The organism is Aerosakkonema sp. BLCC-F183, from assembly GCF_041929145.1.
Lineage (GTDB): Bacteria > Cyanobacteriota > Cyanobacteriia > Cyanobacteriales > Aerosakkonemataceae > Aerosakkonema.
This window is the reverse complement of record NZ_JBHFNU010000041.1, coordinates 38,032-53,187: the sequence shown is the minus strand read 5'-3', so window position 1 is coordinate 53,187 and position 15,156 is coordinate 38,032. Positions and strand designations below refer to the sequence as shown.

13 protein-coding genes are annotated in these 15,156 nt (G+C 46.0%); 9 read left to right on the top strand and 4 right to left on the bottom strand.

The window, feature by feature from the left end; genetic code table 11:
* Nucleotides 1–5: 5 nt before the first annotated feature.
* The 3 genes from ACE1CD_RS10715 to ACE1CD_RS10705 all read left to right on the top strand — a co-directional run bounded on the left by ACE1CD_RS10715 (nucleotide 6) and on the right by ACE1CD_RS10705 (nucleotide 3,196).
* Entirely contained in the window at nucleotides 6–809 is an 804-nt protein-coding gene (locus ACE1CD_RS10715) for a methyltransferase domain-containing protein (RefSeq protein WP_374799433.1), read from the top strand.
* Nucleotides 806–2,635, top strand: coding sequence for an ABC transporter ATP-binding protein (locus ACE1CD_RS10710; protein ID WP_374799431.1), 1,830 nt, complete (start codon nucleotides 806–808; stop codon nucleotides 2,633–2,635). Before ACE1CD_RS10715 ends, ACE1CD_RS10710 begins: the two co-directional genes overlap by 4 nt.
* Nucleotides 2,636–2,890: 255 nt before the next feature.
* Nucleotides 2,891–3,196 carry a CRISPR-associated protein Csx3 gene (locus ACE1CD_RS10705; RefSeq protein WP_374799429.1) on the top strand — a complete coding sequence of 102 codons (306 nt, stop codon included), beginning with the start codon at nucleotides 2,891–2,893 and terminating at the stop codon, nucleotides 3,194–3,196.
* Nucleotides 3,197–3,393: 197 nt separating this feature from the next.
* Here ACE1CD_RS10705 and ACE1CD_RS10700 read toward each other — a convergent pair whose 3' ends face one another.
* The gene (locus ACE1CD_RS10700) at nucleotides 3,394–6,714 is read right to left on the bottom strand and encodes a PAS domain S-box protein (RefSeq protein WP_374823812.1); all 3,321 of its coding nucleotides are present in this window, start codon (nucleotides 6,712–6,714) and stop codon (nucleotides 3,394–3,396) included.
* Between the two features lie 405 nt (nucleotides 6,715–7,119).
* Here ACE1CD_RS10700 and trpD point away from each other — a divergent pair, with 405 nt between their 5' ends.
* Nucleotides 7,120–8,214: an anthranilate phosphoribosyltransferase gene (gene trpD, locus ACE1CD_RS10695; protein ID WP_374799425.1), complete on the top strand. Its 1,095-nt coding sequence runs from the start codon at nucleotides 7,120–7,122 to the stop codon at nucleotides 8,212–8,214.
* A gap of 207 nt (nucleotides 8,215–8,421) precedes the next feature.
* On the opposite strand, the gene ACE1CD_RS10690 is transcribed toward trpD, so the two are convergent.
* A complete protein-coding gene (locus tag ACE1CD_RS10690) occupies nucleotides 8,422–9,306 on the bottom strand; it encodes a TIGR02281 family clan AA aspartic protease (protein WP_374799423.1) in 885 nt (294 codons plus the stop codon).
* Between the two features lie 213 nt (nucleotides 9,307–9,519).
* Here ACE1CD_RS10690 and carA point away from each other — a divergent pair, with 213 nt between their 5' ends.
* The 5 genes from carA (at nucleotide 9,520) to ACE1CD_RS10665 (ending at nucleotide 13,353) form a co-directional block, all read left to right on the top strand.
* Nucleotides 9,520–10,680, top strand: a complete 1,161-nt coding sequence (gene carA / locus ACE1CD_RS10685) for a glutamine-hydrolyzing carbamoyl-phosphate synthase small subunit (RefSeq protein ID WP_374799421.1) — start codon at nucleotides 9,520–9,522, stop codon at nucleotides 10,678–10,680.
* Nucleotides 10,681–10,910: 230 nt separating this feature from the next.
* The gene (locus tag ACE1CD_RS10680) at nucleotides 10,911–11,255 is read left to right on the top strand and encodes an STAS domain-containing protein (RefSeq protein ID WP_374799419.1); all 345 of its coding nucleotides are present in this window, start codon (nucleotides 10,911–10,913) and stop codon (nucleotides 11,253–11,255) included.
* A 130-nt stretch (nucleotides 11,256–11,385) separates the two neighbouring features.
* Complete coding sequence (locus ACE1CD_RS10675; protein ID WP_374799417.1) at nucleotides 11,386–11,796, top strand: Mini-ribonuclease 3; 411 nt, start codon at nucleotides 11,386–11,388, stop codon at nucleotides 11,794–11,796.
* 88 nt (nucleotides 11,797–11,884) lie between these two features.
* A complete protein-coding gene (rlmB, locus tag ACE1CD_RS10670) occupies nucleotides 11,885–12,871 on the top strand; it encodes a 23S rRNA (guanosine(2251)-2'-O)-methyltransferase RlmB (protein ID WP_374799415.1) in 987 nt (328 codons plus the stop codon).
* Nucleotides 12,872–13,050: 179 nt separating this feature from the next.
* Nucleotides 13,051–13,353 (top strand): DUF1816 domain-containing protein, encoded by a 303-nt coding sequence (locus ACE1CD_RS10665; protein WP_374799413.1) that lies wholly within the window; start codon nucleotides 13,051–13,053, stop codon nucleotides 13,351–13,353.
* 5 nt (nucleotides 13,354–13,358) lie between these two features.
* On the opposite strand, the gene ACE1CD_RS10660 is transcribed toward ACE1CD_RS10665, so the two are convergent.
* On the bottom strand, nucleotides 13,359–14,195 hold the full coding sequence (locus tag ACE1CD_RS10660) for an alpha/beta fold hydrolase (protein ID WP_374823809.1): 837 nt from the start codon (nucleotides 14,193–14,195) through the stop codon (nucleotides 13,359–13,361).
* A 158-nt stretch (nucleotides 14,196–14,353) separates the two neighbouring features.
* Entirely contained in the window at nucleotides 14,354–15,142 is a 789-nt protein-coding gene (locus tag ACE1CD_RS10655) for a DsbA family protein (protein ID WP_374823806.1), read from the bottom strand.
* Nucleotides 15,143–15,156: the final 14 nt, after the last annotated feature.

Below are 15,156 nucleotides of genomic sequence, written 5' to 3'. Positions count from 1 at the left end.
AGATTATGTACAAATGGAATGCTGAAGATTACCACAGAAATTCTTCCGAACAGCAAAGGTTGGCAAGGGAGTTTATCGCTAAAATCGCCCTCAAAGGGAATGAAAATATTCTCGATATTGGTTGCGGGGATGGTAAAATTACGGCAGAACTTGCTACCCTTGTCAAGGATGGTTCGGTTACGGGAATAGATGGTTCTGAAGAAATGATCGACTTCGCTCGGCAAAAATTTCCTCAGAGCCATTTTCCAAATCTTAGATTTGAGTATAAGAATGCAACAAACCTAAATTTGGAGAATCAATTTGACCTGATCGTTTCGTTTAATTGTCTGCATTGGATTAATGACCATATCCCAGTTCTGGAAGGGATCGAAAAAAGTTTGAAGCCGCATGGAAAGATACAGCTTTTGTTAGCTGGGAAAACGGATGACACCTGTATGCGAATGGTGGTAGATAAAGTAATCTGCCAAGGCAAATGGAAAAACTATTTCCAGGAACTAATTTCACCATTTGGTTTGTACAAAGCTCATGAATACAAGGAAATGCTGGAAAAGGTGGGCTTAAAATCAAATAGGGTAGAAGCAATAACGACAAATATGATTTTTGATGGCACAGAAGGATTTAAAGGATTGTTGCGGACAACATGGCTACCCCTGACGGAAAAGTTACCGGAAGATTTACGTGCAGACATTATTGATGAGCTAGCGGAGGCATACATTCAGTTCAACCCACCGAATGGGGATGGTTTTGTCTATATGCCTATGGTCAAATTAGAAGTGGAAGCAACAAAAGTAGAGACATCTATCTCATGACAAGCTCATCGCCGCTGAGAGAGGATTTGGCAAATAAGCGATCGCGTCCGAAAGAAAGTGACTGGAGATTGTTCCTGCGTCTAGTCCCCTATGCCCGCCAAAGCAGCCGTTTGCTGGCGCTGGCGATCGCATTATTGATACCGGTATCGATTTCTGGTGCTGTGCAACCGATTGTAATCGGACAAGCGATATCTTTAATCCGCCAAGAAAACACAACGTTTGCATTTTTGCAAAATCGCCCCTTTGCAGAGGCGTTTAATATCTTGGTCGTTTTATTGTTAGTAACTGTAACTGTCCGCATACTACTTGTCAGCACTCAATCCTATACTGTACAAAAAGTAGGTCAGCAAATCACCGCCGCCATTCGCAAAGATTTGTTCGAGCGCGTCACCTCTCTAGCACTGCGATTTTTCGATCGCACACCCGTAGGAAAATTGATCACACGCCTCACCAGCGATGTGGAAGCGCTGGGAGATGTTTTTTCCACAGGTGCGATCGGCATTGTCAGCGACTTGTTTTCGATTGTGGTAATTGCGGTTGCCATGTTTTTATTGCAATGGCAACTGGCTTTGATGCTAGTGTTAATGCTAGTGCCGGTATCGTTTGCGATCGTCTATTTCCAGCACCAATACCGCACAGCCAATTACAAAGCGAGGGAAGAACTTTCCGCCCTTAACGCCACCCTGCAAGAAAATATCCTTGGCATTAATATAGTCCAGTTATTCCGGCGGGAAAAGTTTAATGCCGAACTATTTCGGACTATCAACAAGCGGTATGTCACGGAAGTAGACAAAACCATCTTTCACGACTCCGCTATTTCTGCCACGCTGGAGTGGATTTCTCTAGTTGCGATCGCAGGCGTACTGGGGCTGGGCGGCTGGTTTGTCATGCAAAATAACTTTAGTTTTGGCATCTTATCCACCTTTATTTTGTACGCCCAGCGCCTCTTCGATCCCTTGCGCCAATTAGCCGAAAAATTCACCTCAATTCAAGCAGGTTTTACCGCCGTCGAACGCATCACCGACATCCTCAATGAACCTATCGAAATTCGCGATCCGGAACATCCCAAATCTTTACCGCCAGCACGGGGAGTAGAAGGGGGAGAAATTCGGTTTGAACACGTATTTTTTGGCTACAAAACTGATGAATACGTTCTCAAAGATTTAGATTTCACCATCCATCCGGGCGAAAAAGTTGCGCTAGTTGGCCCCACAGGTGCCGGTAAAAGTTCGATCATTCGTCTTTTGTGCCGTCTCTACGAAACGACACAGGGTCGCATCCTTCTCGATGGAGTAGATATCAGAGACTTACCTCAAATCGAACTGCGCCGTCACATGGGTGTTATCCTCCAAGATGGATTTCTGTTTGCCGGTGATGTGAAAAGCAACATCACGCTGGGAGAAACTTACTCCTTCGAGGCAATTCGCGCCGCCGCAGCACAAACTAACGTTGCCCAATTTATCGAACAGTTACCTCAAGGATACGACACCGAATTGCGGGAACGAGGTACAAATCTTTCTGGCGGTCAAAAACAACTCCTAGCCTTTGCCCGCGCTGCTATCCGCAATCCTCGCATCTTAGTGTTGGATGAAGCAACTGCCAGCTTGGATGTGGGGACAGAAGCATTAATTCAAGAAGCTTTGGAACATTTGCTGGTGGGACGTACTGCGATTATTATCGCGCACCGACTTTCTACTATTCGCAATGTCGATCGCATTTTGGTACTCAAGCGGGGACAACTTGTAGAATCCGGCAGTCATGAGGAATTACTGCGCCAAGGAGGACTTTATGCCAGTTTGTACAACTTGCAGATGTTAGGAACTTAATCAATTTTAGATTTTAGATTTTGGATTTTGGATTTGATATCAATCTGCAATCTGAAATCTAAAATTTTCAATTTTTCCCTACCCCAGTAGAGATTAACTTTGTAGGTTGGGTTGAGTGAAACGAAACCCAACGCAAAAGTTGGGTTTCGCTGCACATCACCTAAATACAAAATTTAACTTTAGTTTAATCTAATCTGGAAATAGCCGCTTCCAACTGAGTAGTATGATGGGTTTATTCCTAAAAGCGATACAGCCATGACTACTTACAAAATTGAGCTAGAAGGCGATGTACTAAAAATCGGCTTTGCAGACCCAGCCCAAAACGACCAAATTGTGCGCGATGCAGCGGCGCGGTTGGATGAAATGACAGCTTCCGGAGAACTAAAAGGGGGTGTGTTGCTGAAAATTAATGGCCCAGCTTCATTACCCGTTGCTTGCGTATTAACGCACAAGGTAGCGCATTTGTATGGTGCGATCGGCGTTTTCGATCCCAAGTTGGGCAAATACGTAATTTGTATTACCCATAACCCAGCTTACAAGTTAGGAGATTTGATTGATTGAACGGAAATAACAATAAGTTGCTTGACCAATTTTCCCTTATGTAGTATATTTTTTCTTCAAAAGTTAGAACAGCTACTTTTGGCGCAGGTTACTTATACGCAAGTGCAAGGAAAAATTAGTAACAGTTAATTCTCAAGAAATGAGAAACTTCAGTCATAATTTTCGATCGCAGTTAAATGCACGATCGCACAACAGCATTAGACAGATTTTTGTCGAATCGGAATTTCAATTACAAACTCCGTACCCTGTCCTGGCGCGGAAATACAATATATGTTTCCGAGATGTTTTTCTACCACAATTTGATAGCTAATCGATAATCCCAGACCAGTGCCTTTCCCGACAGGTTTGGTGGTAAAAAATGGGTCGAATAATTTACGATGTACTTCCTCTGTCATGCCGGGGCCATTATCTTTAATACGGATAGCTACCCGATCTTTATTGAATACTTCTGTGCGAATGTGAATGCAACTGGGATGTTGCTTAATTTCCTCTGGCGATCGCTTCTTATTCCACTCGTCCAAAGCATCGATCGCATTCGTAATGATATTCATAAATACCTGATTGAGTTGTCCCGCATAGCAATCAATATTAGGTAGATTGCCATATTCTTTAATAACTTGAATGCCTGCGTGTGTTCCTATCTCTTTAAAACGATTTTGCAAAATCAGGAGCGTACTATCTATACCTTCGTGAATATTGACATCCTTCATTTCCGCTTCATCAAGACGCGAGAAGTTCCGTAAACTAAGGACTATCTCGCGAATGCGGTCAGCCCCCATCTTCATAGATGCCAAGAGCTTCGGTAAGTCTTCCAGCAAAAAGTCAAGCTCAATTTCTTCAACAAGTTCTTGAATTTCTTCTACCGGATTGGGATAGTAATGCTTATACAGTTTTAGCAGTCGCAGTATATCTTCCACATATTCTGATGCTGGAGTAATATTGCCGTAAATAAAGCTGACGGGGTTGTTAATTTCATGAGCGACACCAGCAACTAACTGACCCAAACTCGACATTTTTTCAGTTTGGATAAGTTGAGCTTGAGTTTGTTGTAATTCGCGCAAAATTTGCTCTAAATCCTGAGTTCTTTGGCGCAATTCATCTGACGATCGTCGCAAAGCTTCTTCCGATTGTTTGCGCTCTGTAATATCGCGACTGATCGTTGCCAAAGCCTGCGGTTGTCCTGTGTGTGGGTTTTTCAGCACAAACAGATTGTAATCGACGGGAATCGATTCGCCAGTTTGAAAATGCTTGAATCTGTACTCTCCCTGCCAATAGCCTTTTTCCAGAACAGTTGGTATAATCCGCTGCTCAATTTCATTAATATCTTCCGGCATAAAGGTGTCAGTTATATTCATATTTGCCAATTCTGCAAAATTTGGCAATCCCAGCAACTTTAGGCCAGCTTGATTTATAAAAATAGGCTTTCCTTCCAGAGAAGCAATGCCAATTAAATCGCTGCTGTTTTCGATCAAAGTTATTAATTTTTGACGTTCTGAATCTGCTTGTTTGCGCTCCGTGATGTCGCGACCTTCCGGAATCAAAAGTACTACTTTTCCTGTCTCGTCAAACACAGGCTTGATCGAGAAGTCAACAATCATCACTTGATTTTCAGCATTCTGCGCCTCGGTTTCGTAACGCACGAATTTACCTTGTGCAGCTTCGCTAATAGCTGTTTGCAAACGGTTACGAATTTCTGGATTTTCAGGCCACCAGGGGGTTTCCCAGAACAAGCGATCGATAACATCTTTGGGCTCAGCTTTAATCACATCCAATGCTGTTTGATTTGCTTTTATGAGAGTGCCATCTGGTGTCATCAATCCCATCAACTGAAAAGCGCTATCGAAAATCACCTGCAATATTCTTTCATTCGATCGCAATGCTTCCTCAGTTTGTTTGCGTTCCGTTATATCTCTAGCAACTGCATACATTTTTTGCTGTTCGGTAAATGGCACAGCTTGCCACAAAAGCCACTTGTAGGAGCCATCTTTGCAAAGCCAACGGTTCTCCAACGAAAGAGTGTTAATACCAAGCGCAATTTTCTCGGCTTCGCGGATAGTTCCTTCCCGATCTTCTGGATGCACAAATTCAATGTAAGGTTTAGCCAGCAGTTCCTCGGTTGAGTAACCAACGCTTTTTTCCCATGCCGGGTTAAGTTGCTTTAAATAACCATCAAAACCGGCGGTGCAAATCATATCCAGCGATAGATTAAAATAGCGATCGCGTTCTTCTTCAACTCTTTTAGGATCGCTGATATCTGTCAGCGTCCCAACATAGCTCATTACTCCTTCGGCTCCCATTTCCGGGACTGATTGACCCAATACCCAAGTTACCAAACCATCGGGACGCACAAAGCGATACTCGGATTTAAAAGGTGAATTGGTTTTTGCAGATTCGTACCATTCTTGATAAACGCGCTCCCGATCGTCCTCATGGATCGCTTGCGCCCAACCTTCTCCCTGTGCTACTTCTAGACTCAACCCCGTGATGTCGCTCCAGCGATCGTTGACATACAAACAATTACCTTGCGGATTGGTGCGGAATATCCCAACCGGTAAAGCTTTTACCAAGCTCAAAAATCGCTCCTCACTTTCGCGGAGTAGCTGTTCGACTTGTTTGCGATCGGTGATATCTCTAGCTATGGCAAGGATATACCGATCTCCACCCCACTCAACCTTACTCAATCGCACCTCAACTGGGAAAGTTGTGCCGTCTTTGCGTCGATAAATCCCATTCACGGTATGAGTTCCACCCAGAACTATTTGCTGCCAGATTTCTTTCATTTCCTCCAGCTGGACACTCACCTCAAAGTCGGATACTGACAAGTTAAATAACTCAACGCGGGTATATCCCAAACTATCGCAAGCTTGCTGGTTAACATCAATAATTTTGCCTTCCCCATCCTGTACGAAAAAAGCATCTCCGGCTTGATCGACAATAGAGCGAAAGCGTTTCTCACTCTGCCGCAATGCTTCTTCGACTCGTCGGCGTTCCTTAATCTCTTCTTTTAATAGTGAGATCGTATGGTTTAATTGAGTCGTTCTCTCTTTGACTTTGATTTCCAATACTTCGTTTGCGGATTTCAGCGCTGCTTCCGAGAGCTTGCGATCGGTAATATCGATTGCAGAGCCGATATAACCGGCAAAGCTGCCGTCTGGGTAATACCTTGGCACGCCTGTATTCAAAATCCAGCGGTACTTTCCATCTGCACGTCGCAGCCGATATTCCATCTCGAATTTTTGACGGGCATCAAAAGCCTTAACATAGGTATCCAAACACTGCTGGCGATCTTTCGGATAAACTCCTTCCCACCAACCGTAACCCTGCTCCTGTTCTACATGGCGTCCGGTAAATTCCAACCAGACTTGGTTAAAATAATTACAAAGCTTGTCTGCCCCAGACGTCCAAATCATTACAGGAGCCGTGTCAGCCATAAGGCGAAATCGGTTTTCGCTCTCGTCTAGCAATGCCAAAAGTCTTTGGCACTCCTTCTTGCTATTTTCCTGTTCTTGGGTAGCCATTATTTATTACTTAGCTATTAATCTTTGGCAGATAAAGACAGGCTTGTCCATTAGCGAAAAAAGTCTTTTCTCTAGTAATATATCTATCTTCAACAGTTCTTATGTGATTTCTGTCACAGATGAAGCCTATTAATTATAAGGATATATTTAAATTTTGATGATTACGTTAGTTTCCCAGACGAGCCCACCCATGACCAACAAGGCCCTGTTAAATTTTGTTTAAACTAAAAAATAATCTTACGTATTACTCTCACTTGTAATTAGCCGATAATTCAATCTGGCAAATGACTTTAAGTATCATTCTAAACATGAATTTCCAAAATAATCGCAAAGATATTCAAGTAAATTTGCAGTTAAATTAAAGCTCTAGAAAACGGCGTAACTTTGAACTAAAATTATATGTTTATGACTAATACCCCATTATCCGTATCCAAAAACACCACCGATGGAGCGACGGCAACCGAGTCGTCCCTTAGCTGGGCTAGCTTGCTGCAACAGCTGCTCGATCGACAATCCCTATCTATTGAACAAGCATCCCATTTAATGCAAGGATGGCTGAACGAGGCGATCGAACCCGTCTTATCCGGAGCGATTTTAGCCGCCATTCAAGCTAAAGGCGTTTCCACTGAAGAATTAGCTGGCATGGCCCAGGTACTGCAAACTCAGTCCCTCACCGGGGAAGGTTCCCAATCCCCAATTCCCATCATCGATACCTGCGGTACAGGCGGAGATGGCGCATCAACATTTAATATTTCCACTGCCGTGGCGTTTGTGGCAGCAGCAGCCGGGGTGCGGGTTGCCAAACACGGCAATCGTTCGGCTTCTAGCCGAGTGGGTTCTGCTGATGTGTTGGAAGCCTTGGGCGTCAACTTGAATGCTACAAGCGATCGCGTACAGGCGGCATTATCCGAAGTCGGCATTACCTTTTTATTTGCACCCGGTTGGCACCCAGCCCTCAAAGTCGTTGCCCCCCTGCGGCGAACCTTAAAAGTGCGAACAATATTTAATTTATTAGGCCCACTCGTCAACCCCTTACGACCCACAGGTCAGGTAATTGGCGTTTGCGAACCAAACTTGTTAGCAACTATCGCTCACGCCTTGCTTAGTTTGGGTACGCAAAAAGCCATTGTCGTACACGGACGAGAAAAACTAGATGAAGCCGGTCTGGGAGATTTGACCGATCTGGCAGTACTCTCCGAAGGTGAAGTGCAAATATCTTCCCTAAATCCCGAAGAACTCGGTTTGACACCAGCCCCCATAGGCGAGTTACGCGGCGGCGATGTGCCCGAAAATGCCGAGATTTTGCGATCGGTTTTGCAAGGAAAGGGAACTCAAGCGCAATATGAAGTAGTCGCTTTGAATGCTGCCTTAGCACTCCAAGTTGGCGAGTCAATCCCGATGGGAGACCATACCAAAGGTATTTCTATTGCTAAAGATATTTTGCGTAGCGGTGCTGCGTGGTCGAAATTAGAACAATTAGTTCAGTTCCTCCGTAATTAGGGCGAGGGGCTAGGGGCTAGGGAAAGTCACTCATTCAAAAGTCAAAAGTCAAAAAAGGGCGTCGGGGTTAGGGGTTAGGGGTTAGGGAAGAGGAAGAGGGAAAAGTCACTCATTCAAAAGTCAAAAGTCAAAAAGAAAAGGGAAAATATTAATTCTTTCGCTCCCCTGCTCCCCTGCTCCCCCGCTCCCCCGCTCCCCCACGACCCCTCAACGTTGGCGAAATTCCACCACGTTATTTCTAATGGTGATATCGTAGCCGCCGAAGAAGTCTTGCCCCAGCAATCCGATATCTAGCGCCGAGCCGATCGCTACTGCTATATTCCTAACTGAAGCACCCCCCACTTCCATAGAATCGATACAACCGACGCCAAACACTACCCCCTGACCGCTGGCAGTATTAGCTTTGGCGAAGCCGATGGGTTTTACCCTCAATGCCGATGCCATTACAGGAGTAATCACAGTACCGCTAGCCCCCGTATCCAAAATCATTTCGTGGGTTTGTTTGAGCCCCAAGCTGAAAAAGTTAACATCAACTACCACCGTGCCACCTTCTCGGCGTTTGATGGGAACTCGAAACACAGTGCCGGCTGCTATTGTGGAGCTTTTTTGTGGCTTGCCAGTACATTTGGAAATGGCAGACACTGGCTTAGAACCGGGATTTGCCCGCGATTGTGCGTAGTCGAGATACTGCTGGTATTCTTTTAACTTTGTTTTGGCGATCGCATACTTAGGACTGGCAGGGGGTACAGCTTTGAGTAATTCGATCGCCTGCTGCCATTTGTTGCTGACAATCTGCCAGTCATCTTGAGAACTGGCAGATTGGCTGATGCTGGTGGCGCTGGCAGCTTTGACAAGCGCTTGTTCGTAAAAAGTATCCGCTTGAGGTGTAGCGCTAGTAGTTGTCTTCGCTGCCAAAGATATCGGTTTGGCAACGGGAGTTGTTGACGCTGGAGTGGCAGCAGGGGTTACAGTTGGTTGGGCGTTGCTGCTAGGACTGGTAATAGAGTCATTATTGTTACAAGCAACGCTAATAAGTGCGATCGTGCCAGAAAGCAATATCGGTAATGCAGTCGGGCGAGATAATTTTGCCATATTAGTATTTAATTTATTTTGCCTGAACAACTTTTTCCTTGCACCGCCGCTTCCACTTTAACCTTATATAGAGAAGGGGTTTTGGAAACTGAGGTTCGGTCTTGCGAAAATCGGAAATGCGATCGCATCTCAACACAATCAGCATCTAAAACCCACACCCTACGGAAAGGTCGTGCAATAATAGCATCGCTCCTAGTCTGTGTCTAAAAAACTATGCCCCTTTTTGATGCTCAACCGGCTTTGCTCGTGCTGGCAGATGGCACCGTTTATCGCGGTTGGTCTTTCGGTGCGCTTGGAACAACGATAGGGGAAGTGGTGTTTAATACCGGCATAACTGGCTATCAGGAAGTGCTGACCGATCCCAGCTATTGCGGTCAGATTGTGGCTTTTACTTATCCAGAATTGGGAAATACCGGCGTTAATCCAGAGGACGAAGAATCCGATCGGCCTCAAGTGCGGGGTGCGATCGCTCGCAACATCACGACCCGACCCAGCAACTGGCGCTCTACTCAATCTTTACCCGACTACCTCAAACAGTACAATATTCCAGGTATTTACGGCATCGATACCCGCGCCCTTACCCGCAAGATTCGGCAATTTGGCGCTATGAACGGTGGAATTTCCACAGAAATTCTCGATCCAGCCGAATTATTGGCAGAGGTACAGGCAGCCCCCGACATGAACGGGTTAAATTTGGTGCGAGAAGTAACTACTCGCCAGATCTATGAATGGTCAGATCCCACTACTTCTGTTTGGGAATTTAACCCAGCTACCCAATCGACTGAAGCGGAACGCCTCACCGTTGTAGCGCTTGATTTTGGCGTCAAGCGGAATATTCTGCGGCGTTTGGCCAGTTTCGGTTGCCGAGTCATCGTCGTTCCCGCAGATACACCTTCGGAAGAAATTCTCAAATATAACCCAGATGGTATTTTTCTCTCCAACGGCCCGGGCGACCCGGCAGCTGTCACAGAAGGGATCGAAACTACCAAGACGCTGGTGAACAGCCAAAAACCGGTATTCGGTATTTGTATGGGACACCAAATTCTCGGTCTATCCTTGGGTGCGGAAACTTTCAAGCTCAAATTCGGACATCGCGGCTTAAATCAGCCAGCAGGTCTGCGCCAAAAGGTGGAAATTACGAGTCAAAACCACAGTTTTGCGATCGACCCCGATACTTTGCCCGATGGGGAAGTGGAAATTACGCACCTCAACTTGAACGATCGTACAGTCGCCGGATTGCGTCACAAAAACCTACCTCTGTTTTCGGTGCAGTACCACCCAGAAGCTAGTCCTGGCCCCCACGATGCCGATTATCTGTTTGAACAATTTGTCCAACAGATGCGGGAGTCGCGTAAAGCAGGCGCTAGGGCTTAGAGCGTCGGGGAGCGGGGGAGCAGGGTCGCGGGGTCGCGGGGGAGCGGAAGAATTAATATTTTCCCTCTTCCCTCTTCCCTCTTCCCGACGCCCTAGCCCCTAACCTCTAGCCCCTAACCTCTAGTCCCTAGCGCCAGCCAGTAGACAATTACCCAGAAAATATCTATACTGGAGCCTCGACTTAAGGACTATTTTCTAGCTAGGAGGCGGTTATTCCTGAACAATTAAACTTGACCGTTAGCCTAAGAGGCTCGCGAGAAATCAAGGATAAATACCAGCTATTTCGCCTGACCGGCTTATTAGACGCCTTTTCAGAGCCGACTTTCCGGAAGGTAATCGGCAAGTGTATCGATGAAGGGCCGAAAAATATTATTTTGGATCTTTCTCAAATCGATTTTGTCGATAGCTCTGGATTGGGCGCTTTAGTGCAACTAGCCAAGCAAGCTCAAAATGCTGAGGGTTCTTTGCAAATTGTTACCAATCCCCGCGTAACTCAGACTGTCAAGTTGGTGCGGTTGGAAAAGTTTCTGTCTTTGCAATCTTCAGTTGATGCTGCTGTAGAAAAATTGCAATAAGTTGGGTAAGCGATCGCACCCGCTATCCGTAAGGCTTTCTGGATAGCTTTTTTTTAGATGGCAATACGCCCAGGCGATCGAGATGAACCGAGACAGTCAAAAATTGACCTTTCTGGTATAATAAGGTGAAATGTTTCCACCCCTGCTCTCCGGCTCACGCTCGTTAACAGAAGTCCAGCAACTTTCACCAGCTGCTTTGGCGTATCTAGGAGATGCGGTCTATGAACTATATATCCGCAACCGTTATCTCCTGCCTCCCAAACGAATCGAACGTTATCATCGACAAGTGGTAGCCCAGGTGCGAGCAGAAAGTCAGGCACGACATCTGCGATCGCTCCAAGCCCTCCTCACCGATGGAGAGTTAGAAATTTTGCGACGAGGACGCAATGCGGCTTCAGGAGGCCCGAAGCGCCTACCGCCAGAAATATATCAACAGGCAACAAGTTTAGAAACTTTATTAGGCTATTTGTACCTCACCAATCCGGAAAGATTGACTCAGCTGTTAGCGCAATTAGAACTTGACCCCATCCCAGAGGAATAATTAGTAATTGTTCTTTAGATAGCTTTTTCGATCGCCCTGTTTTTTGTAAATTGAAACCATAAGGCTGAAGAGCTGAAACAAAAAAAATATGGCTCCTAAAAATCGTAATTCAGAAGCTCAAAACCAGCCAAATCGCGGTAGACCTTTAAAACCGAGGGTCAAGCCGAATGTTGTTAAGAAGATTCGGATTGGGAAACCTGGTGCTGGCGCACCTAATATCGCTGGCGCATCTAAGATCGCTGGCGCACGTCATCTCGGCGAACCAAAAAATGTCGAGCCCCAAAGTAGCGAAGACTCCGACCTGATCTACGGTCGCCAAAGTGTGCTGGCGGCTTTAGAAAATCAGCGTTCTCTCAATCGGATTTGGATACTACCGCAGTTGCGTTACGATCCCCGCTTTCACACTTTATTGCTGCAAGCAAAGACTAACGGCGCGGTAATAGATGAAGTCGAAGCCAAACGTTTAGACCAAATTACTAATCGCGGCAATCATCAGGGTGTAGCCGCACAAGTAACAGCTTATGCCTATATAGAACTCGCGGATCTGATTGCGAAAGCGAAGTCAGTTTCCGATCGACCTGTGCTGTTGGTAATCGATAGTATTACCGATCCCCAAAACCTTGGCTCGATTATTCGCACCGCAGAGGCGATGGGAGCGCAAGGTTTGGTAATTCCCCAAAGACGAGCTGTGGGGATCACCTCAACGGTGATCAAAGTAGCATCAGGCGCACTGGAAAATTTTCCAGTGGCGAGGGTGGTCAATCTCAGCCGAGCTTTGGAAGAATTGAAAGAAGCTGGTTTCTGGATCTACGGTACGGCAGCTGATGCGCCTGTGTCGTTACATACGATCGAGAAGTTCGATAAACCGACAGTTTTAGCGATCGGTTCTGAAGGTGAAGGTCTTAGCCTGATAATACAGCGCCACTGCGATTTTTTGGTATCTATTCCCCTGCTAGGAAAAACCGCAAGCTTGAACGCATCTGTAGCGGCGGGAATGGCTTTGTATGAGATTTTCCGACGCCGTTGGCCAAATTCACGACCCCTAGAGACTGTGAAAAAGGGGCAAGCAACTTAGGCTGGAACAGTTCGATCGGCAAATCACCAAGGGAGATGACTTCTGCTCTCCCTCTATTCCCCTCTTAAATAGCTAGACAGAAAAAAAATTTTTCAAAAAAGAAATGTTAAACAATATAAAGAAATGTAAATAAAAAGCCGTTACAAAGGGCGTCCACTCCCATAAAAAAGGTAAAGGCTATGAAAGAGATTCTGATTAGCATTCTCAATTTATTCGGTTTGGCTTGGTGGATAGAGATCCAGACACAGAGCCCCCGTTGTACCTACTACTTTGGCCCATTTTTGAGTGCTAAGGATGCAGAGGCAGAAATAGGCGGCTACCAAGAAGACTTGAAAGCAGAAGGCGCTCAAGTCAGTGCTGTTTTGGTAAAACGCTGTAAGCCAGCTAAGCTGACTGTGGAATACGAAACGAGCGAAAGATCGAACCGCAAAGGATCGTCAGCTTATCGGGATCGATCGAGCGTAGCCAGCTTTAAGGCGTAATACGTTTAGCGATCGCTTTTTTGAGAAGGTGTCGCAAACACATCCGGATGACTTTCCATCCAGCGATCGATATCTCCCAGCACCTGTGAGGGAATTTCCCAAGGAAACAGATGGGCGGTGTTGGGGTAGCAGTACCACTCGCAGTTTTTGAGGTGACGAGCTGTTTCCAAACTCGACTCGGCGGTGATGTGGCGATCGGCTGCCCCAGCTAACATCAAACAAGGACATTCAATCTGGGATAGGTGTTCGAGTCGGTTGTACCCAGATTTTAGGGCTGTCATAAGCGATCGCGTAGCCGCACCTGAAGTACCCAGATATGCTGAAACGGCATCGCCAGCAATGTATCGATAAGCACTGTGGGTATGTTGCTGAATAAGATAGCGGAAAAGCGATCGCTTGCCAAAAGTTTCGATATTCCATTGCCAGCCAGGTTGCAGTCCATTCAAAATTGCAGCTAATCCCGTGTATAAATTATCTTCCCAACTGATGGGGGGATGGCTACCGCGAGGACGAGCTGCTGTCGCAATTAAAATTAAACCGCTGACTCGTTCCGGACATCTGAGTGCCAATTCCATCGCCAGAATGCCTCCCAGCGACCATCCCAATACTAAACAGCGATCGATCTCCAAGGAGTCTAGAAGGGCTTCCAAGTCGGTCAAATGGTCGTGCATATCAAAATCGCCCTTAACGCGACTTCTACCGTATCCCCGCAAATCGGGGGCGATAGTTTGGCATCGCTGGGAAAGGTGCTGGGTAAACACGGACATACTGCTACCCGAACCGGGATGTCCGTGAAGGCAAAGTATCGGAAAACCTTTGCCGTGGATGTGGACGTGGAGCATAGGGGAGGGGGGGACTGGGGGAGTGGGGGAGTGGGTGAGTGGGGGAGCGGGTGAGTGGGGGAGTGGGGTGAGTGGGGGAGTGGGGTGCGTCAGATATTCAAGTTTTGTCGATCGTTTTCAGATGTCTGTCTGACGCACCCTACATTTAAACAGATTAATTAACGAACGCGAGCCAAAATATTCTCCATATCGGATAACTGAATAGCACCAGAGAATGCTTGACCGTTCATCACAAAAAATGGAGTGCCGGTAATTCCCAATTTTTCAGCGAGGAGCATATCTTGAACAATTGCATTATCGGCAATATTGCGATCGTGCTGAAACTTTTCTATATCTAGATTGAGGTTTTGGGCTATCTCCAAATACAGCGCTTCTCCTAATTTATCTTGCTGAGAAAAGAGGGCGTTTTGGTATTCCCAGAATTTGCCTTGTTGAGCAGCTGCCCAAGCAGCTTTGGCAGCTGGCATTGCTTCGGTATGAATCGAAGTCAAGGGGAAATGCTTGTAAACTAAAGTCACTTCATCCTGATGATTTGCCATGAACTGTTTGATAGTTTCCTGAGCCTTCGCGCAATAGGGGCATTGAAAATCTGAAAACTCTACCAGCACAATCTTTAAATCCTTTGCTCCAGTGATAGGAGACTCAGCAATGACTGCTTTCGGGTTAGTTTTCAGGTCTTGCAAAAATGCCTGCTGTGCTTGATGTAATTTCTCTTTTTGTGCTTGCTGATAAGCTTGTAAAGATTCGAGAATTACTTCTGGGTTTTCACGGATAATTTGCAAAACCTGTTCTTGCAAGCGCGGGCTAATGCGGGTAGCTGCTTGCGCGGGAAATGACCAGCAAGCTATTATAAAACATAATATCAACGCTGCTGCTAATCGCAATCTTTTTTTCACAATGTTGGGGAAACTTGTGAGTGCGATCGCGCACAACTGAACTAGACGCATAAATAACCTCTCGA

Excerpts from the sequence above, each read along its gene's own strand:
- ACE1CD_RS10715 (WP_374799433.1), top strand. The coding sequence starts at position 6 with ATGTACAAATGGAATGCTGAAGATTACCACAGAAATTCTTCCGAACAG.
- rlmB (WP_374799415.1), top strand. The coding sequence starts at position 11,885 with ATGGCTCCTAAAAATCGTAATTCAGAAGCTCAAAACCAGCCAAATCGC.
- carA (WP_374799421.1), top strand. The coding sequence starts at position 9,520 with ATGCCCCTTTTTGATGCTCAACCGGCTTTGCTCGTGCTGGCAGATGGC.
- ACE1CD_RS10675 (WP_374799417.1), top strand. The coding sequence starts at position 11,386 with ATGTTTCCACCCCTGCTCTCCGGCTCACGCTCGTTAACAGAAGTCCAG.
- ACE1CD_RS10665 (WP_374799413.1), top strand. The coding sequence starts at position 13,051 with ATGAAAGAGATTCTGATTAGCATTCTCAATTTATTCGGTTTGGCTTGG.
- ACE1CD_RS10700 (WP_374823812.1), bottom strand. The coding sequence starts at position 6,714 with ATGGCTACCCAAGAACAGGAAAATAGCAAGAAGGAGTGCCAAAGACTT.
- ACE1CD_RS10655 (WP_374823806.1), bottom strand. The coding sequence starts at position 15,142 with ATGCGTCTAGTTCAGTTGTGCGCGATCGCACTCACAAGTTTCCCCAAC.
- trpD (WP_374799425.1), top strand. The coding sequence starts at position 7,120 with ATGACTAATACCCCATTATCCGTATCCAAAAACACCACCGATGGAGCG.
- ACE1CD_RS10710 (WP_374799431.1), top strand. The coding sequence starts at position 806 with ATGACAAGCTCATCGCCGCTGAGAGAGGATTTGGCAAATAAGCGATCG.
- ACE1CD_RS10690 (WP_374799423.1), bottom strand. The coding sequence starts at position 9,306 with ATGGCAAAATTATCTCGCCCGACTGCATTACCGATATTGCTTTCTGGC.
- ACE1CD_RS10660 (WP_374823809.1), bottom strand. The coding sequence starts at position 14,195 with ATGCTCCACGTCCACATCCACGGCAAAGGTTTTCCGATACTTTGCCTT.
- ACE1CD_RS10705 (WP_374799429.1), top strand. The coding sequence starts at position 2,891 with ATGACTACTTACAAAATTGAGCTAGAAGGCGATGTACTAAAAATCGGC.